Genomic DNA, 20098 nt, shown 5'->3' on the forward strand with positions numbered 1-20098 from the left:
CCCGCTACTTGCATCGGTCGGCACGGGATCGGACCGAAAGCGGCGGGTTGACGAGATTGCCCGACTCCTTACCCGTCCGCCCCAGAAGGGCAGCGTCCTCGAACTCCACCACCGACTCGACGAATACGCTGACCGCCTCGCGGCGCGATGCGACGGGGCCGCCACTCCTGTTGGGTCGTTCACGAGTAGTGGCGACCAGGACCGCGAGGCACCGCCTGAAGATCACTTACCCGCCGGGCAGGTGATCGTTTCCCGAAACTGAGGCGCTGGAGGTTGGAACACCGGACCAGAAACGATCTCACTGGTCGTCAATGCTCCTTCGGTGAATTGGCGTTGGGCCGAGCGTCCTGCAGTTGCTCACGCTGTCGTGTCGTACTACGACAGGGCCCACTTCTGGCTGTTGTTGCCGTTGCAGGTCCACAGGACCAGCTTGGTGCCGTTGGCGGTCCCCCCGCCGGTGGCGTCCAGGCAGAGGCCGCCGCCCACGTTGGTGATGGTGCCGTCCGCGTTCACGCTCCACTGCTGGTTGCTCTGGCCGTTGCAGTCCCAGATGACGACCCTGGTGCCGTTGGCCGTGCCGCCGTTGTAGGCGTCCAGGCACTTGTTGCCATAAACCACGAGCTGCTTGCGGGAGGTGTTGTTCCACGACTGGTTCTCACCGCCGCTGCAGCCCCACAGATGCGCGTCGGTGCCGTTGCTGATGGTGTAGTTGTTGATGTCGAGGCAGCGGTTCGACTGCGCTCCGACCACCTGGGCGCCGTTCGCGCCGGGCAGCGGGCGGACCTCGATGGCGTCGAAGTCCGGTGTCCAGGCCGAGGAGTTGGAGAACGACAGCGTGTTCGACGAGCCCTTGGCCAGGGAAGCCTCGACCGAGACGGTGCCGGGCGTGGTCCAGGAACCGGTCGGCGGGAAGGAGACGGTGGTGGCCTGCTGTCCGTTGACCTGGAGGACGGCCGTACGGGCGGCGTTGGTGCCGTTGGTGTAGGCGATGTTGATGACCTTGGTGCCCGTGGCGTCGGCCGTGACGTTGTTGAAGCGGAGGGTGTTGGCGGCGCCGTTGCCGACGTTGCCCACCTTGGTGCCGCCGGAGCAGTTGGCGCAGGTGGCGTTGGTCGCGGAGCCGCCCTTGGTGTTGGCGGTGGCTTCGGCCTCGTAGGTGGAGCTCGCCGCCTCGGTGCCGCCGGCGACCGTGAGCATCACGGAGTCCTTGGCGGGGACGGTGACGGTGTAGCTGGTGCCGAAGCTGCCCACGTTGGAGCGCGTCCAGACGTTGCGGACGGTGGCGGAGGCGGCGGTCAGGCCGAGGTCGGACCAACGGACGGTCATGTTCTGTGCGCTGGAGGTGCGGTTGAGCAGGGTGACGGCCCGCTTGCCGGTTCCGGACAGGACCTTGCCGTAGACCTGTAGTCCGGTGGTGTCCTCGGCGACCTTGACGCCCTGGAGGCCGCGCGGGTCCTGGTCGACCGCGATGACCTCGGGGTTGGTGAGGATGTCACGCGTCTGCGTGCTCATCGTGGCCACGTTGTTGCCGGCCAGGAGCGGGGCGCCCGAGATGGCCCACAGGTTCATGTGGCTGCGGTTCTGGGCGGCGGTGAAGCCGTCCATGCCGACCATGAGCATGTCCGGGTCGTTGTAGTAGCCGGTGTGCTGGGCCGAGGGGTGCACGTTCGTGTCGAAGTTGGCGAGCATCCTGTCCCACGACGGCGACTCGCCATGGAAGATGATGTCGGTGTTGGTACGCCACAGGGACGACATGCCGGCGCCCCAGTTCCACGGGTTCTGCTTGCCCCAGTTGCAGATGGACAGTTTCAGCTCGCGGCCGGTGGTGGCGGTCGCATTCGCGGCGGCGTCGCTGATGGCCTGGTACGTCGTCTTCGCGTCGAGGCCCTCCACGTCGCCGCCGCACCAGTCGACCTTGACGTAGTCGAAGCCCCACTGGGAGAACTGGAGCATGTCCCGCTCGTAGTGGCCCTCGCTGCCGCTGCCGGGCGCGGCCGGGCGGCCCGTCGGGTAGTAGTAGCCGCAGCCGTCCTTGCCCGCGTCGGTGTAGATGCCCGCCTTGAGGCCCTTGCTGTGGATGTAGTCGGCGATGGCGCTCATGCCGCCGGGCCACTCGGACTCGTCGACGGTGATGTTGCCCTGGCTGTCGCGGGTGCCCTGCCACCAGCCCTCGTCGAGGTTGATGTACTTGTATCCGGCGGCCGGCAGTCCGGCCGCGACGAACGCGTCGACCTGCGCCTTGATCACGTTGTAGTCGATCTTCGCGGCGAAGGTGTTCCACGAGGCCCAGCCCATCGGCGCCGGGGGTACGGCGATCTGGCTGGACGTCACCGCGACCGTTTCGGTCCGGTCCAGTGCGGTGGCCGGCTGGTGCTGGAGACCGGCGAGCGCGCCGGCAGCCATCGCGAGCACCGCGCTGCGGACGAGAACGGCTCTGCCCAGACGCCTTGTTCGGGGGGCAAAAGGCTGAAGCGGCATGTGGGTTCCTTCCGAAGGGAGACAACCGAACACGGAAGATCGATCGACATGTCGATCAGTGCACGGTTGACCGAGCCGGCCGAGCGCGTCGCCGTGTGGTGTCGCCGTGGTGACGGCGGGACCGTTGCGCAGCCCGGTCCCGCGGGTCGGGGCAGCACCGCTTCCAGGTCGTTGACGTGAACCGGAGGTTGCGCGGCCGTTTTGCTCTCGTGAGATTGTTAACGCTCACAATTCGTCGGGCAAGGGGTAGGACCGCCGTTACCCAATCTTGATCCGGCGCGTAGGGCATCCTCCGTCGTTGTCGGCGGTGCGGCGACGCTCAAGTGGAGGATGGCGGGACCGACAGCGACCACGCGTGCGCCGAAGCGCTGCTCCCAGCCTCGTACGACGGCGGAAAACTTGGCAGTGTCGTTGTCGTAGTTGAGTGGCCCGTCCCAACCCGCGACGGTGAGCGCGTCGGAGCCCGTTGCGGCCGCGACGAGTCCCAGCAGCGACTGCGGCTGGTGGGAGGCGAAGTGTTCCGGCGTACTCGGCGGCCATCTCATCCGCATCAAGAGGTGATCTGGGACTGGGTGCGAGTCCTGGCCAGAGCTGCCCGAAGGGCGCGGTGACGGCCAGACGTTCTTCCAGCGAGGAGCAGTCGGCGGAGGACTGCGGCCACCGCGCCGAGCCATCGGCGTGCCCGTGAACTCCGGAGGAACTCCCCGAGATCGACTGCCCGGATCGCGGCCTTGATCAACGGTTGGCGAAAGGCTGCGGTCGGCTTGACGGCCGTCGAGCCTCGGCAAGGTCAGCGTCCCATAAGGGACATCCTCCGAAAACCTTCCCGTTACATCTTGACGCGGCTGATGTTACCGCTCACAGTCGTGGTGCGTTCGGCCGCACCGCCGGTTGGCTACTCAACACCTACACCCCCACATATTCCTGCACGGTTCGCCCTCGGAATTGTTAACGCTAACAGGTCACTTCCCGCGCAGTCGTCCGTGCGCGGGTGTCGTCGGCGTCCGCGCCGATGCGGCCCGTCTCATGTCGTTGATCCCAAGGATGGAAGGAAGACGCTATGTCGGTTTGGTTAGCGCGCGTCGCGAGGTGGCGTCGTCGGTGGCGGTCGGGGGCGGCCGCCGCGGCAGCCATGGCGATCGTGGGCGGGTTGCTCACGGTGGCCACGACGCCGGCGTCGGCCGCCACGGTGGACACCACCGCCTGGTACGTACTGGTGAACCACAACAGCGGCAAAGCCCTCGACGTCTACAACTCCTCCACCTCCGACGGCGCCAACGTCGTCCAGTGGACCCGCACCAACGCCACCAACCAGCAGTTCCAGTTCGTGGACTCCGGCGACGGCTACTACCGGCTCAAGGCACGCCACTCGGGCAAGATGATCGACGTATCCAGCTGGTCCACAGCCGACGGCGCCGCCATCCACCAGTGGACCGACCACGGCGGCGCCAACCAACAGTTCCGGCTCGCCGAGTCCGACAGCGGCTACGTCCGACTGCTCAACCGCAACAGCAACAAGGCGGTCGAGGTCCAGAACGCGGCCACCAACGACGGCGCCAACGTCGTGCAGTACAGCGACTGGGGCGGCACCAACCAGCAGTGGCAACTCGTCCAGGTGGACAAGGGCACCGGCACCGGCCCGTGCGACATCTACGGCGCAGGTGGTACGCCCTGCGTGGCGGCGCACAGCACAACGCGCGCCCTCTACAGCGCCTACAACGGAGACCTGTATCAGGTCCGGCGCTCAGACAACACAACCCGCAACATCGGCGTGCTGACCCCTGGCGGCGTCGCCAACGCGGCGGCCCAGGACTCTTTCTGCGCAAACACCACGTGCGTCATCACCGTCCTGTTCGATCAGTCCGGGCGTGGCAACGACCTGTGGTACCAGGGTTCCAGCGTGGTCCCGGGCTCACCACAGACCCGCCCGGCCGTAGCGACCACCGAATCGTTGACGGTCGGCGGCAGCAAGGCCTACTCGCTGTACATCAACCCCGGGACCAGCTACTGGCGCGACGGCCACCTGACGGGTATCCCGACGGGCAGCGCACCCGAGGGCATGTACATGGTCACCAGCGGTACGCATGTCAACAGCAGCTGCTGCTTCGACTACGGCAACAGCGAAACCACCCGCAAGGCCGACGGGCCAGGTGCCATGGACGCCATCTACTTCGGGACGAGCTGCTGGTTCGGCGGCTGCTCCGGAACCGGACCCTGGGTGCAGGCCGACCTCGAATGGGGCCTGTTCCCAGGTGGCAGCAGCAAGTGGAACCCGAACCAGCAGGCGTTCAGCAACAAGTTCGTCACGGCGACACTCAAGAACAACGGGACGTCGCGATTCGCGATCAAGGGCAGCAATGCCCAGTCCGGAAGCCTGAACACCCTATGGGACGGCGCGCTTCCCAACGAGCCCAACGAATACAGCCCGATGAAGAAGCAAGGCGCCATCGTCCTGGGCAGTGGCGGCGACTGCTGCTCACCCGAGGTAGGCAACATCAACGACAGCGCGGGCACGTTCTACGAGGGTGCCATGGTCTCGGGCTACCCGTCGGACGCGACCGAAAATGCGGTCCAGGCGAACATCGCCGCCGCCGGCTACCGATGAACCAGACCCGGCCGCCGGCCTGACGGGTACAAGCGGTGCCGCCGCTCTATGGCGGCGGCACCGCTTTACCCAGATGTGCTGATAAACCCTGCCCAGGTTGAACCACGGGAAGGGGTCGGGCGCGGACGTGCCTGACCCCTTCCGCACAGCGGCCATACCGGGCGCGCCTATGCGGAGGTGGCCCGACCATCACCGCCGCCATCCGTGCGGCCCAGGACGTCGCCGTTATTTCGCTGAAACAGCGGCCGATGTCATCGCTCACAGTGCACGTTGTGGTTCACGGCTCCCCCCGGGAAATGTTAACGCTAACACGACACTTCCCGGGCAGTTGTCGTCCGCCCCGATGCGGCCCGTCTCATGTCGTTGATCCCAAGGATGGAAGGAAGACGCTATGTCGGTTTGGTTAGCGCGCGTCGCGAGGTGGCGTCGTCGGTGGCGGTCGGGGGCGGCCGCCGCGGCAGCCATGGCGATCGTGGGCGGGTTGCTCACGGTGGCCACGACGCCGGCGTCGGCCGCCACGGTGGACACCACCGCCTGGTACGTACTGGTGAACCACAACAGCGGCAAAGCCCTCGACGTCTACAACTCCTCCACCTCCGACGGCGCCAACGTCGTCCAGTGGACCCTCACCAACGCCACCAACCAGCAGTTCCAGTTCGTGGACTCCGGCGACGGCTACTACCGGCTCAAGGCACGCCACTCGGGCAAGATGATCGACGTATCCAGCTGGTCCACAGCCGACGGCGCCGCCATCCACCAGTGGACCGACCACGGCGGCGCCAACCAACAGTTCCGGCTCGCCGAGTCCGACAGCGGCTACGTCCGACTGCTCAACCGCAACAGCAACAAGGCGGTCGAGGTCCAGAACGCGGCCACCAACGACGGCGCCAACGTCGTGCAGTACAGCGACTGGGGCGGCACCAACCAGCAGTGGCAACTCGTCCAGGTGGACAAGGGCACCGGCACCTGCACGCTGCCGTCGACGTACCGCTGGACATCGACCGGCCCGCTGGCAACCCCGAGCGCGGGGTGGGCCTCGCTCAAGGACTTCACCAACGTCGTCTACAACGGCAAGCACGTCGTCTATGCCACGACGCACAACACCGTCGCCGGTGACCAGGGGGCCTGGGAGTCGACGGCCTTCAGCCCCTTCACGAACTGGTCCGACATGGCGTCGGCCACCCAGAACAGAATGTCCTTCGGTGCCATCGCGCCGACGCTGTTCTACTTCGCCCCGAAGAACCTCTGGGTGCTCGCCTATCAGTGGGGGGGTTGGCCCGACCCCTTCTCCTACCGCACCTCGAGCGACCCCACCAACCCCAACGGCTGGGGCCCGCAGCAGCAGCTGTTCACGGGCACCCTCCCCGCCCCTGGGGCCCCCATCGACCAGACCCTCATCGCCGACGACACGAACATGTACCTGTTCTTCGCCGACGACCGCGGCGGCATCTACCGCGCCAGCATGCCCATCGGCAACTTCCCAGGCAGCTTCGGTTCGTCGTACACGAAGATCATGAGCGACACGCCGCTCGACCTGTTCGAGGCGGTCGAGGTCTACAAGGTCCAGGGTCAGAACCAGTACCTCATGATCGTCGAGGCCCAGAACTACACAGGGAGTGGTCGCTACTTCCGCTCGTTCACGGCCACCAGCCTCGACGGCACGTGGACACCGCAGGCCGACACCCTGAGCAACCCCTTCGCCGGCAAGGCCAACAGCGGCGCCACCTGGACCAACGACATCAGCCACGGCGATCTGGTCCGCACCAACCCCGACCAGACCAAGACCATCGACCCCTGCAATCTGCAGTTCCTCTACCAGGGGCGCGACCCCAGCACCGACGGCGGGGACTACGGCCTCCTGCCGTACCGGCCGGGCGTGCTGACACTGCAGCGCTAGAGGTCCCGCTGCTGGCGGTCCCCGCCGACGCCACCCCTTCGTATCCCAACCGAACAAGGGACTCAAACAGTGAAATTCACACTTCAGCGGTGGTCGAAACGCGTCCTCGCCTTGACGATAAGCCTTCTATGTATGATGGCTTTTCTTCCGGCCGCAGCCCGGGCAGACAACCCGATCGTGCAACACATTTACACCGCCGACCCGGCACCGCTGGTCTACAACGGCCGGGTCTACCTGTACACCGGGCACGACGAGGACGGCTCCACCTCCTTTGTGATGAAGGACTGGCGGGTGTGGTCCTCCGCCGACATGGTCAACTGGACCGACCACGGCTCACCGCTCAGCCTGAACACCTTCAGCTGGGCGGGCGCCAACGCGTGGGCGGGCCAGGCCGTCGAACGGGGCGGCAAGTTCTACTGGTACGTGCCGGTGTCGGTCCGGGCGACCGGGCAATTCGCCATCGGCGTGGCGGTGTCGGACAGCCCCACCGGCCCGTTCCGGGACGCCCTCGGCCACCCGCTGGTGGAGAACAGTGAGATCGACCCGACCGTCTTCATCGACGACGACGGGCAAGCCTACCTGTATTACGGCAACCCGAATCTTTGGTACGTGCGGCTCAACGCCGACATGATCTCGTACTCCGGCAGCCCGACGCAGATACCGCTGACCACCGCGGGGTTCGGCACCCGCACGGGAGACGCGAACCGACCCACCCTGTACGAGGAAGGCCCGTGGTTCTACAAGCGGAACGGCCTGTACTACATGGTGTTCGCGGCGAAATGCTGCTCTGAGTTCATCGCCTACTCCACCTCGCCCGGCCCGACCGGACCGTGGACGTATCGCGGCACCATCATGCCCTCGGAGGGCAGCAGCTTCACCAACCACGTCGGCGTCGTCGACTTCAACGGCGGCTCGTACTTCTTCTACCACAACGGCGCTCTGCCGGGCGGCAGTGGCTTCACCCGGTCGGTCGCGGTGGAGAAGTTCAGCTACAACGCCGACGGCACCATTCCAACGATGAATATGACGACGGCCGGGGCGCCGCAGGTCGGCACACTCGATCCTTATGTCCGTCAGGAAGCCGAGACCATCGCGTGGGGCAGCGGCATCGAAACCGAACCCTCCAGCGAGGGCGGGATGAACATCAGCTGGATTGAAAACGGCGATTACGTCAAGGTCAAGGGCGTAGCATTCGGCGCGGGTGCCGGCTCGTTCACCGCCAGGGTGGCATCAAGCACCAGCGGCGGCCGAGTTGAGCTGCACCTGGACAGTACTACTGGGCCAACGGTCGGGACATGCACTGTGTCGGGCACCGGAGGCTGGCAGACCTGGAGCACGGTCTCGTGCCCTGTTACCGGTGCGACCGGGACCCACGATCTGTACCTGAGCTTCGCCGGTGGCAGCGGGTACCTGTTCAATATGAACTGGTGGCAGTTCACCGCCGGCCAGCCCACCTTCTCGTCAACCGCCGTCGCCCAGCACAGCGGGTACTGCCTGGACGACCCCAACCAGAGCACCGCCGACGGCACTCAGTACCGGCAGTACACCTGCGGCGCCGGTGCGGAACAGCGGTTCGACTTCCGCCCGGTGCCAGGGGTGGCGGACACCTACTTCCTGGTGAACCACTACAGCGGCAAGTGCCTCGACATCAGCAGCTTCTCCACCGCCGACGACGCGGCGGTCCACCAGTGGACCTGCCACGGCGGCACGAACCAGCAGTTCACGCTGCGGCAGGTCGCCGCCAACGACTACCAGCTCGTCGCGGTGCACAGCGGCAAGTGCGTGGACGTCAGCGGGATCTCCACCGCCGTCGGAGCGCTGGTCCACCAGTGGACCTGTGACTCCGCCAGTGCCCTGACCACCAAGAAGAACCAGGTCTGGCGCCTGACCGGCAAGAGCTGAATTAACACAGGGTCGGGCCCGGGCCGGCAACCCGGCGCCCGACCCTGTCCAAGGCCTTTGCTGGCCGGGGTAGCCGATATACGCCACTGGACGAGCAGCAGTTTCAGCAGGTCAGGCAGTTGCAGGCGGTTTCCTCGGAGTCGTCGTTGAGACAGCGGTCACGGCCCGGAGTCACCGTGGTCGTGGCGGTTGATGGGCAGCGGCCGCCGTCTGTCTCTTCCTGTGCGTCCTGTGCGGCTTCAGCCGCTCAGCCATCGCGGGCGGTATGCGGCCGGAAGCATGTGACGGTTCGCGCCGTCGAGGTGGAAAGGGAGCCCGGGCGTGCCACCGGGTCACGGGGTCACCGGGTCCGGTGAGACGGTGCGACCGGGTCTCGGCGAAAAAATGATTGAGACGGCAACCTTTCCGCTCCGACTGGCCACTTAGGGGTGTACCGACGAGGGCGAGCCGTGGTCAGCGGCGCTACGCCCTCTGTGTCAACACCCGATCGGAGCCCCACATGTCACCAGACAACCCGAGATCCGCCGAGCAGCCGATGCCTCGGGGGCGCACGCCCCGCCGTAGCCGGATGCTCCGGCATTTGGCCGGAGGGGCGGTGGCGGTGCTCGCCGCCTCGGCCGGTGTCGGCGCCCTGGCGCCCAGCGCGGGCGCCGCGGCGACCGTCGGCATCAGTGTGGATGCCGGTACCTCCTTGGGCACGGTGCCCAGCAGTGGTGTCGGCCTCAACACGGGCTTCGGCGACGAGCACATGGGTGACGCCAAGGTGACATCGCTGATGAAGGCCGCGGGAGTTCGGCAGCTGCGCTATCCCGGCGGCTCCGGCGCGGACGACTACCACTGGAAGACCCACACCTCCGGCGACGGCAGCGGCTGGATCCCCTCCAACACCGACTTCGACCACTTCATGGCCACCGCGAAGAAGGTCGGCGCCCAGCCGATCCTGACCGCGAACTACGGTTCCGGCACCCCCCAGGAGGCCGCCGACTGGGTCAAGTACGCCAACGTCGACAAAGGCTACGGCGTGAAGTACTGGGAGATCGGCAACGAGGTCTACGGCAACGGGCACTACGGCGACGGCAAGGGCTGGGAACTTGACAAGCACGCCGACAAAAGCCCGACGGCGTACGGGAAGAACCTGATCGCCTACGCGAAGGCGATGAAGGCCGTGGACCCGAAGGTGAAGATCGGAGCGGTGCTCACCACCCCCGGCGGCTGGCCGGATAAGGAGAAGGCTCCCGGTGACAGCGCCGACTGGAACAACACGGTGCTCTCCATCGCGGGAAGCTCGATCGACTTCGTCATCGTCCACTGGTATCCGGGCGGCACCACCACAGCCGACCTGCTGAACACCCCCTCCCGGATCGCCGGTACCACGTCCGAGCTGCGCTCGCTGATCGCCAAGTACGCGGGCTCGCGCGCCGCTTCGGTGGAGATCGCGGTCACCGAGACCGACGGCGTCGGCTCGCCCGCCTTGACCAGCCAGGCCGCGGCCCTGTTCGCGCCGGACACCTACATGACCTGGTTCGAGCAGGGCGCCACCCACGTGGACTGGTGGAACCTGCACAACGGCACGAGCGAAGCACCCACCACCGTCCACGGCCAGACCGACTACCGTGACGGGGGTGTGCTCTCCGCTGGAACCTGCGCCGGGGGGAAGTGCCAACCGCAGCGCGACACGCCCTTCCCCACCTACTGGGGCATCCGCTCGCTGACCGCACTGGCGCAGCCCGGCGACACCATGGTCAAGTCGTCCTCGGGCAACTCGTCGGTCACTGTGCACGCGGTGCGGAGCAGCAACGGCGGTCTGAACGTCATGCTGACCAACAAGAGCCCGCAGAACGTGGCGCAGGTGTCGCTCTCGTACGCCGGATTCACCCCGACCGCAGGCGCGGTCACGACCGTTTCGTATGCCAAGGGAGGCACCGCCCTGACGACGGCGAAGCGGGGCACGGCAGTCGCACAGACGCTGCCGCCGTACTCGATCACGACGCTTCAACTGAAGCGCGCGTCGGGGACCGCCGCCGACAAGCCATCGCCCGCGCCCACGCCGACCGCCGCCACGCCGGTTGTCTCCGCCTCCGGCACGACCGGCACCCGTGCGCAGGCGGAGAACGGCGTACCTGTCGGCCAGCGGACCGCGAGCAGCACGTCCGGCGACCTGGCTTCCACCGGGGTGGGCAGCGCTGTCACGTACAGCGCCCTCGGTGGCCTGCTGGTCATCGCTGTCGGCGGTGTGCTGGCGCTTCGCGGACGTCGCCGCAGGGCTTTGCACGGGAAGTGAGACCGCGTGAGTGACTGACGGCCCGGCAGCGACGCCACCCACCCGTGGCGTGCGCGCCGGGCCGTCGGCCTCCGCGCCGGCGTCGGCGCGCGCCGCTCTCGACCAGGGCGTGACAGTACGGCGTGGTCAGGGCTATACCCTGCGCGTCACCGCCGTCCCCGCGGTGCACCGCCAGCTCCTCGCCCAATGCCAGCCGCTCGACGGCGCCCAGGGCGTCGTGGCGGTCCCGGCCCAGCGCAAGGCCCGCCGCGAGTAAGAAAATTGCGTCAGCACCCTCGCGCCGATCGAACCGTGATCGTTCTCGTCGATGACCACGGTTCCATTGATCCCCGAGGCCGACTTCGCCGACGAGCTGCTGCGGCGCCGGATCAACACCCAGCTCAACCGGCAGGAGTCCCGCCACCAGCTCGGCCGCCGGATCTTCCACGGACAGAAGGGCGAACTGCGCCAGTCCTACCGCGAGGGCCAAGAAGACCAGCTCGGGGCACTGGGACTGATGCTCAACGTGGTGATCCTCTGGAATACCGTGTACCTGCAGCAGGTCATCACCGAGATGCGCGCCGAGGGCCGCCACGTCCGCGACGAGGACATCGCCCGTCTCTCGCCCCTGATGTTCTCCCACATCAACTTCCACGGTCGCTACAGCTTCGCGCTCCCCGCCGAGGTCCAGGGCGGCCAGCTCCGCACCACCCGCAAGCAACTGGCCCAGCCAGATGACCAAGTCCCAGCGCGTCGAACACGCCCGCGAGGCCACGCAAGCCCAGGCGGCCTCGACCGACCGGCTGGCGGCCTCCGCCGAGCCCACCGACCCACCCCGAGAGTCCGAGCAGACCGCAGGGAACGTGCTGCAGTGGCCGCAGCGGGCTGGGCAGACCCGAGGCAGTCTCGACGCCGAGTGGCGCCGCCGGAGAGAAGCCGCAGTCCCAGTCGCACAGAAGCCACCGCCCCAGTTGGGGTCGAGCTTCCGCGAACGCAACGTGTTCCTCCTTCGGCGAGACCGAAGCCCCGTGCCGCGTCGCGGTAGCCGGCCGACGACTCCAGCGTCTGCCGTGCCTCGCCGCCGGGCTCGAACAGGCCCTGCTTTCATTCACCCCCGGCCGGAAGATCATCCGACCGAGTCGCCACATTCGAACCGACGTTCACAGAGATCGATAGAGCAACGGCTTCCAACTGCCGCCCGCGCCGAAGAGTGTGAGCGCTCACGTCAGTCCCCGTCAACAACTCTGACAGGACGAGATTCTGATGACGCTTCAGTAACGGACAGATTACGGCATGGTACTTGACGGCCTCTCATGTCCCGTGGTTTTCTCCTGCAACACGCCGGATGTTCGACTTCAAGTTGTTAGCGCTAACAACGTGCCGGAGGCCCGGTGCCCCCACCCCGCAGGGGTCACGTCTTGCCGCCGCCTCGGACGTGCCGTGCCCGGTCCGCACGCACCGAGAAGGACCGGCCCTTGCCCAAGTCGCCCCTAGGAGGGTGCAGATGAACGCTCTCGGTACAGCTCCACGAACCCCGGCACGGCGAGGATGGCGGCCGCGGATGGCCGCCCTGCTCTCGATGGTCTTCGTGGCCGGCTTGCTGGCGATGGTGAACCCGTCGTCCGCCTCGGCCGCCTCGGTCGACACCGGCAAGTGGTACGTGCTGGTGAACCGCAACAGCGGAAAGGCGCTGGACGACTACAATTTCGCCACCGCCGACGGTTCGCCCGTCGTCCAGTGGACCCGCTCCAGCAACGAAGCCCAGCAGTGGCGCTTCCTGGACTCCGGCAGCGGCTACTACCGCCTGCAGAACCGGAACTCCGGCAAAGTGCTCGACGACTACAACTGGTCCTCGGCCGACGGCACCGATGTCGTCCAGTGGAGCGACCTCAACGCGACCAACCAGCAGTTCCGCCTCGCCGACTCCGCCGGCGGCTACGTCCGCCTCCTGAACCGCCACAGCAGCAAGGCCCTCGAGGTCCAGAGCGCCTCCACCGCCGACGGCGGCAAGATCGTCCAGTACGCCGACTGGGGTGGCAGCAACCAGCAGTGGCAACTCGTCCCCGTCGCCGACGTCGGCACCGGCACGTGCGCTCTTCCGTCGACCTACCGCTGGACATCGACCGGCCCGCTGGCGAACCCGAAGTCGGGGTGGGCCTCACTCAAGGACTTCACCAGCGTCGTCTACAACGGCAAGCACATCGTCTATGCCACGACGCACAACACCCTCGCCGGTAACGACGGGAGGTGGGGATTGACGACCTTCAGCCCCTTCACGAACTGGTCCGACATGGCCACCGCCACCCAGAACACGATTCCCTTCGACGGCATCGCGCCGACGCTGTTCTACTTTGCCCCGAAGAACCTCTGGGTGCTCGCCTACAACGGGGGTTGGCCATACGCCTTCTCCTACCGCACCTCGAGCGACCCCACCAACCCCAACGGCTGGTCCGCGCAGCAGGAGCTGTTCACGGGCACCCTCCCGAAGGGGGGTCCCCTCGACGTGACCCTCATCGGCGACGACACGAACATGTACCTGTTCTTCGCCAACGATGAGGGCGACATCTACCGGTCCAGCATGCCCATCGGCAACTTCCCGGGCAGCTTCGGTTCGTCGTCCACGAAGATCATGAGCGACACGGCGCTCAACCTGTTCGAGGCGCCGGAGGTCTACAAGATCCAGGGTCAGAACCAGTACCTCATGATCGTCGAGGCCCAGAATTACACAGGGTATGGTCGCTACTTCCGCTCGTTCACGGCCACCAGCCTCGACGGCACGTGGACACCGCAGGCCGACACCGTGACCAACCCCTTCGCCGGCAAGGCCAACAGTGGCACCACCTGGACCAACGACATCAGCCACGGCGATCTGGTCCGCACCAACCCCGACCAGACCAAGACCATCGACCCCTGCAATCTGCAGTTCCTCTACCAGGGGCGCGACCCCAGCACCGACGGCGGGGACTACGGCCTCCTGCCGTACCGGCCGGGCGTGCTGACACTGCAGCGCTAGCCGGTGGCGTGACACAGGGCCGGCTCCGGTGTTCCTGACGTTGGCGGGCAACGACGTACGCCGAACCGGGTGAGCGTCACAGTGAGCGCTCAGGAACGGGTGGAGTTGGAGCGGCGGGCTCGGTGCGAGGCCGAGCCCTCCGTGCATGTGGAGAACCCGAATGGTGGCGGCCTCGTCCTGGTCGACCATGAGACGCGGAACGTGTCGAGCGGGTCTGTACGGTCTTCGGCCCTGTCCCGTAATCGGTGGTAACGAAGGGTGACGGTCGTCGTTGGCATGGCATGTGTGATGTCAACGAGCTTCCGAACGGGGCAAAACCCACCGCTCAGCACGCGGTGCAGTGAGAATCCGACAACACCGATGAGACCTAGTGAGAATCCGCCAGCTGCGACGCGACAGGACACTGAGTCACATCGTGCCACAAGTCAGTTGACGATCTTGGTGACAATTATCGCTGTCATGTGTCAACTAGAGGTCTTAGTAGCTGTTGTCTTTCCGATGTTGAGAGATGCGCGTCGAACGGGAGTCCCGATTAGGTGGTCCTGGGTGCTTGGGGGCGCGTTCGCATCCCGCGGATCCGGGGTGGCCCCCGTGCCGACGGTGTTGCCGCCGTCCGGAGCCAGCACCGTGTTGACCCGCCTGCGGGCGATCGCCCACTCCTGCCATTCCAGCTCGGCCGCGGCCAGCTCGGCCTGGATGCGGCAGCCTCCTCACGCAGCCCGTCGACTCGACGGCGAGCGGCGAACTCGTACTGTTTCCAGTAGCCCGACCCCGACGGCATTCGAGGCCTCCCCGCGAGCGACAACACGACAGGCCACAGCTCCCACGGAATCACCGACCCTAAGCTTGACCAGCTGACACGCCGTCCTCAAGTTCGGCAAGCCAACAGCCACCCACCCTTACCGCTTCAGGGGCGGCGGCGCCGTGCTGCTTCTGACCACCAGGCGGGTGGGAACGATGTCGGTGCCGGATCGAGGGACGTCGTGTTCGCGGATCTGGCGCAAAGCCTCCTGGGCACTTTTCCGGCCCACCTCCGCGAAGTCCTGGTGGACGGTGGTCAGGGGCGGGGCGAAGTGGGCGGCATCGGGGAGGTCGTCGAAGCCGACCACGCTGATATCGCCGGGGACGGCCTTGCCACGGTCCTGGAAGGCATGCAGGAGACCGAGTGCCATCTGGTCGTTGGAGGCAAACACCGCGGTGCAGTCCGGCTCTTGTGCGAGTTCGAGGCCGGCCGCGTAGCCGGATGCGGCGGTCCAGTCGCCGTGCAGGGGCGGTGGCACAGGCCGCCCGGCTTCCTCGAGCACGGTCTGCCATGTCTGGGCTCGGCGCTGACTTGCGTATGACGTCTCCGGGCCCGTCAGGTGCCAGACGGTCTCATGTCCGAGTTCGAGCAGGTGGCTGATGGCCTGTCGGGTGCCGCCGGCCTGGTCGGTGTCGACCACGCGATAGCGGTCGTCGGCGTCGGAGTCCACGACGACCGCGCGCACGCCGGGCGGCAGCTGCACGGTGCCTTCGTCGAGCAGGTGGACCTCGATGAAGACGATGACGGCGTCGACGGCCAGTTCGCCCATCCGGGTGAATGCGCCCAGCACACTGTCCTGGGTGGGCATGTCGACGGGGATGACAGTGATCGCGTATCCGTCGGCCGCGGCCTGGGTCGCGATCGCTTGCACGGTGTCGCTGTGGCCGGTGGCGGAGAGGCTGTGGAGGATCACGCCGATGGTCTTGAACTGCCCGTACCTGAGGGCGCGCGCGGCACTGTTGGGCCGGTAGCCCAGTTCCCGCATCGCCGCCAGCACTCGCTCCCGGGTCGACCCGATCACGCTGGGATGGCCGTTGGCGACCCTGGACACGGTCTGAGGCGAAACGCCCGCAATCTTAGCCACGTCGGCCCTCGTGGCGTGCTGCTTTTGGTGGCCGCCCGGCAGGGCTGAACCGCCTGGCTGTGCACCCTCCGCAGGACTCAGTTCCTGCTGTCCCCGCTCACTCAGGTCCATCGGGCCTTCACTCCTGTCCGTCCGCTCGTCGCCGTCCACTGAAGGCTCCGCGGCGGAAGTTTTAACGTGCGAGAAACCTTGACCTCTCGCTGTGACGGGTGCCACGCTACCGCATCATGGTCACGTGACCATCCCTCTGTGAGCTGGATGGTCACGTGAACAAGGTTTGAGTCGGCATGTTGAGCCGGACTCGATATTCACGTGACCACGCAATGCGGTCAGTGTTCGAGCAGCAAGGGGTGAAACGGTGGTCGCAGCACCACAGGCAGGGGTTCTAGGTGCCAGGAAGGCATCGGCCTCGAGACGGCGGTCATGGGTCGGCTGGCGGTTCGTCGGGCCGTTCGTGGCAGTGTTTGCGCTGGTCTTCCTCGCGCCGATCGGCTACTCGATCTACCTGAGCCTGTTCCGTACGCAGCTGATCGGCGGAACGGCCTTCGTCGGGGCCGACAACTACACCAAGGTGCTGGGGGACGCGCAGTTCTGGTCCGCCTTCGGGCGGGTGGCGGTCTTCCTTGCCGTGCAGGTCCCGATCATGCTGCTCCTCGCGCTTCTGCTGGCCCTGGCGATCGACAGCGGCCGCCTGTACGGGGCGGGCTTCTTCCGGATCTCGGTGTTCCTGCCTTACGCAGTGCCGGCTGTCGTCGCGACGCTGATGTGGGGCTTCATGTACGGAACCCGGTTCGGCCTGGTCGGCAACATCAATGAGGCGTTCGGGATCTCGCTTCCCGACCCGCTGTCGCCCGGTCTGGTCCTGGCGTCGATCGGCAACATCGTGACCTGGCAGTTCGTCGGCTACAACATGCTGATCCTCTACTCGGCGCTGAAGGTGGTCGATCCGGCGCTGTACGAGGCCGCGGAGATGGACGGGGCCGGGCAGCTGCGGATCATCCGGGCGATCAAGCTCCCGGCGCTGCGCGGGGCTCTGTCGATCGCGACGATCTTCTCGATCATCGGCAGTTTCCAGCTGTTCAACGAGCCGAGCGTCCTCAAGAACCTGGCGCCGAATGCGATCACGTCCTACTTCACGCCGAACCTCTACGCCTACTCGCTGTCGTTCGCCGGACAGAGGTTCAACTACTCGGCCACGGTCGCCATCGTCATGGGCGTGATCACGATGATCATCGCCTACGCCGTCCAGCTGCGCGGCATGCGAAAGGAATCCTGATCATGGCGACCACGACTCCCCGCGTTGGGCACAAGCCGCCCACCGCACGGCACACGGGTGCCTCTGCGGGCCCGCTGCTGGTCCGCCCAGCCCGGCGCGCCTCCCGCCGGAAGCGGCGCAGCGCCACGCTGACCGCCCTGACGGTGATCATGCTTGTGTACACGCTGCTGCCACTGGCCTGGCTGGTGATCAACGCGACCAAGACGCAGAAGGGGCTGTTCGACTCCTTCGGCCTGTGGCTGGATGGCGACTTCGCCCTGTTCGGCAATATCGCCGACACCTTCAGCTACAACGACGGGATCTTCACCCGCTGGCTGCTCAACACCGTGCTGTATGTGGTGGTCGGGGCGGGCGGCGCTACCTTCCTCGCGACGCTCGCCGGATACGGGCTGGCCAAGTTCGACTTCCCCGGCAAGAAGGCCGTGTTCGCGACCGTCATCGGAGCGGTCGCGGTGCCCGGTACCGCACTGGCGGTTCCCACCTTCCTGATGTTCTCCGAGATGGGGCTGACCAACACCCCGTGGGCGATCATCATCCCGTCGCTGGTCTCGCCGTTCGGCCTCTACTTGATGTGGACCTTCGCCACCGACGCCGTCCCGAAAGAGATCCTGGAGTCGGCGCGCGTCGATGGCGCCGGCGAGTTCCGCACGTTCTTCCGGATCAGCATGCCGATGCTGGCGCCGGGAATCGTCACCGTTCTTCTCTTCAACGTGGTCGCGACCTGGAACAACTACTTCCTGCCGCTGATCATGCTGAAGGACCCCGACTGGTACCCGCTGACCCTCGGCCTGAACAGCTGGAACGCCCAGGCTTCCACCGTGGGTGGCGAAGCGGTCTTCAATCTCGTGATCACTGGATCACTGCTCACCATCGTCCCGCTGATCGTGGCGTTCCTGCTGCTCCAGCGGTACTGGCAGTCCGGCCTGTCTGCCGGAAGCGTCAAGGGCTGATCTGCGCCCACCGACTGCCATCCCTCCCAGGTACACCGCACGAAAGGGAACACCCCCATGACGAGAACACGTCGTCGCGTCCTGCTGCTGGGCGCAGCGGCCCTGTCGGTGGCACTCACCGCCACCGCCTGCAGCTCCTCCGGCACCGAGGACTCGGGCAGCGCCAAGCCTGCGTCCAACTCCGACATCCAGGCCGCCCTGAACGCCGGCGGCGAGATCACGGTCTGGGCCTGGGACCCGACGCTGAAGAAGGTCGTCAGCGATTTCGAGGCCAAGTACCCCAAGGTCAAGGTCAAGCTGGTCAACGCCGGTACCAACAACGACCAGTACACCGCGCTGCAGAACGCGGTCAAGGCCGGATCGGGTGTCCCTGACGTCGCCATGATCGAGTACTACGCCTTGTCGCAGTTCTCGCTCGCCAAGTCCGTCTCCGACCTCAGTGCCCTGGGCGCGGACAAGCTCAAGGAAACCTTCTCCGCCGGCCCGTGGAGCGCCGTCCACGCCGGCACCGAGAGTATCTACGCCTTGCCGTTGGACTCCGGCCCGATGGCCCTGTTCTACAACAAGGAGGTCTTCGACAAGTACAAGATCAAGGTGCCGGCCACCTGGGAGGAGTACAACGCCGCGGCCAAGAAGCTGCACGCCGCCAATCCCAAGACCTACCTCACCAACGACACCGGCGACGCAGGCTTCACCACCAGCATGATCTGGCAGGCCGGCGGAAAGCCGTACACCGTCGACGGCACCGACGTCGGCGTGAACTTCGACGACGCCGGCACCAAGAAGTTCACCACCGCCTGGCAGCAGCTCATCAGCGACAAGCTGCTCGCGCCGGTCACCCCCTGGAGCGACGCCTGGTACAAGGGCCTCGCCGACGGCACCATCGCCTCCCTTGTCACCGGCGCGTGGATGCCCGCGCCCCTCGCATCGGGCGTCAAGGCCGGCGCAGGCAAGTGGCGTGTGGCGCCCATGCCGCAGTGGAAGAGCGGGGACGCTGTCACCGCCGAGAACGGCGGCAGCTCGCTGGCTGTCATGCAGGCCAGCACCAAGAAGAAGCTCGCCTACGCATTCCTCAAGTACGCCACCGTCGACGAGGGCGCACAGACCCGCGTCGACGCCGGGACGTTCCCCTCCACCACCAAGCAGCTGAACTCCGTGGAGTTCCTGAACAAGCAAGACCCGTACTTCGGCGGCCAGAGGATCAACGAGGTGCTCGCCAAGTCGGCCCACGACGTCCGCATCGGATGGTCCTACCTTCCCTTCCAGGTCTACGCCAACAGCATCTTCAACGACACCGTCGGCAAGGCTTACGTCAGCGACACCACCCTGCAGGACGGCCTCAAGGCATGGCAGGACGCCTCCCGCAAGTACGGCCAGGAACAAGGCTTCACCGTCAAGTAACACGCCGCCGACCCGTGTCCCGCCCGCCTGTTGGCGGGACAGCAGGACCGTCCAACGGCACTTCTTCGCACCTCCACCCTGAGGGCACGAGGTCGCACGACCGGCCGCCAACGGCCGCCGCTGACGACGACCTCAGCGACCCGCCCCCACCATCGCCCCGCCGGCCACCTGACAGGCCGGCGGGGTCCCACCCCAGGCTCACCGAGCCACACGCGGCCTCCCTCCCCCATGCCCTGAGCCGCCCGTACCCGAAGGAGCAACCCGGATGCACGGACGCTCGCCCAGCATCCTGCCCAGGCCACCGCCCGTGCGGATTCGGGCACCGGTGGTCGCGATCACCGCGGTCGGCCGCGCAGCCGCCAACAGCATCCCGTGCCCGCCGCCCCGAGCAAGGACACTCAGCGGGCGGTGACAACGCCGTAGCGGGCCC

At 66.6% G+C, this 20098-nt stretch carries 12 protein-coding genes and 1 pseudogene; 10 read left to right on the top strand and 3 right to left on the bottom strand.

Annotated elements, in window-relative coordinates; all coding sequences use genetic code 11:
* Positions 1 to 375 precede the first annotated feature (375 nt).
* Both AC07DC_RS27435 and AC07DC_RS27440 read right to left on the bottom strand, forming a co-directional pair.
* On the bottom strand, positions 376 to 2403 hold the full coding sequence (locus AC07DC_RS27435; RefSeq protein ID WP_478917167.1) for a ricin-type beta-trefoil lectin domain protein: 2028 nt from the start codon (positions 2401 to 2403) through the stop codon (positions 376 to 378).
* Between the two features lie 293 nt (positions 2404 to 2696).
* A complete protein-coding gene (locus tag AC07DC_RS27440; protein ID WP_478917416.1) occupies positions 2697 to 3152 on the bottom strand; it encodes a DUF4253 domain-containing protein in 456 nt (151 codons plus the stop codon).
* Between the two features lie 386 nt (positions 3153 to 3538).
* Between AC07DC_RS27440 and AC07DC_RS27445 the strand changes: the two genes are divergently transcribed.
* The 7 genes and pseudogenes from AC07DC_RS27445 to AC07DC_RS27475 all read left to right on the top strand — a co-directional run bounded on the left by AC07DC_RS27445 (position 3539) and on the right by AC07DC_RS27475 (position 14155).
* Complete coding sequence (locus AC07DC_RS27445) at positions 3539 to 5083, top strand: arabinofuranosidase catalytic domain-containing protein (RefSeq protein ID WP_478917168.1); 1545 nt, start codon at positions 3539 to 3541, stop codon at positions 5081 to 5083.
* 463 nt (positions 5084 to 5546) lie between these two features.
* Positions 5547 to 6980 carry a non-reducing end alpha-L-arabinofuranosidase family hydrolase gene (locus tag AC07DC_RS27450; RefSeq protein WP_478917417.1) on the top strand — a complete coding sequence of 478 codons (1434 nt, stop codon included), beginning with the start codon at positions 5547 to 5549 and terminating at the stop codon, positions 6978 to 6980.
* A 177-nt stretch (positions 6981 to 7157) separates the two neighbouring features.
* Positions 7158 to 8882, top strand: coding sequence for a family 43 glycosylhydrolase (locus tag AC07DC_RS27455; protein ID WP_478917169.1), 1725 nt, complete (start codon positions 7158 to 7160; stop codon positions 8880 to 8882).
* Positions 8883 to 9450: 568 nt separating this feature from the next.
* Entirely contained in the window at positions 9451 to 11163 is a 1713-nt protein-coding gene (locus AC07DC_RS27460) for a glycoside hydrolase (protein ID WP_478917170.1), read from the top strand.
* Between the two features lie 10 nt (positions 11164 to 11173).
* Positions 11174 to 11419: a hypothetical protein gene (locus tag AC07DC_RS27465; protein WP_478917171.1), complete on the top strand. Its 246-nt coding sequence runs from the start codon at positions 11174 to 11176 to the stop codon at positions 11417 to 11419.
* A 90-nt stretch (positions 11420 to 11509) separates the two neighbouring features.
* A pseudogene (locus AC07DC_RS27470) lies at positions 11510 to 11848 on the top strand (Tn3 family transposase); the annotation flags it as partial.
* An 855-nt stretch (positions 11849 to 12703) separates the two neighbouring features.
* The gene (locus AC07DC_RS27475) at positions 12704 to 14155 is read left to right on the top strand and encodes a non-reducing end alpha-L-arabinofuranosidase family hydrolase (RefSeq protein WP_478917172.1); all 1452 of its coding nucleotides are present in this window, start codon (positions 12704 to 12706) and stop codon (positions 14153 to 14155) included.
* 899 nt (positions 14156 to 15054) lie between these two features.
* Here AC07DC_RS27475 and AC07DC_RS27480 read toward each other — a convergent pair.
* Positions 15055 to 16152: a LacI family DNA-binding transcriptional regulator gene (locus AC07DC_RS27480; protein WP_478917418.1), complete on the bottom strand. Its 1098-nt coding sequence runs from the start codon at positions 16150 to 16152 to the stop codon at positions 15055 to 15057.
* A 247-nt stretch (positions 16153 to 16399) separates the two neighbouring features.
* Here AC07DC_RS27480 and AC07DC_RS27485 point away from each other — a divergent pair, with 247 nt between their 5' ends.
* Genes AC07DC_RS27485 through AC07DC_RS27495 form a run of 3 tightly spaced genes read left to right on the top strand, consistent with a single transcriptional unit; the run spans position 16400 to position 19668 of the window.
* Complete coding sequence (locus tag AC07DC_RS27485) at positions 16400 to 17317, top strand: carbohydrate ABC transporter permease (RefSeq protein ID WP_478917173.1); 918 nt, start codon at positions 16400 to 16402, stop codon at positions 17315 to 17317.
* A gap of 2 nt (positions 17318 to 17319) precedes the next feature.
* Complete coding sequence (locus AC07DC_RS27490; protein ID WP_478917174.1) at positions 17320 to 18267, top strand: carbohydrate ABC transporter permease; 948 nt, start codon at positions 17320 to 17322, stop codon at positions 18265 to 18267.
* A 57-nt stretch (positions 18268 to 18324) separates the two neighbouring features.
* Positions 18325 to 19668 (top strand): ABC transporter substrate-binding protein, encoded by a 1344-nt coding sequence (locus AC07DC_RS27495; protein ID WP_478917175.1) that lies wholly within the window; start codon positions 18325 to 18327, stop codon positions 19666 to 19668.
* Positions 19669 to 20098: the final 430 nt, after the last annotated feature.

It is taken from the genome of Streptomyces sp. NPDC045021, from assembly GCF_056432645.1.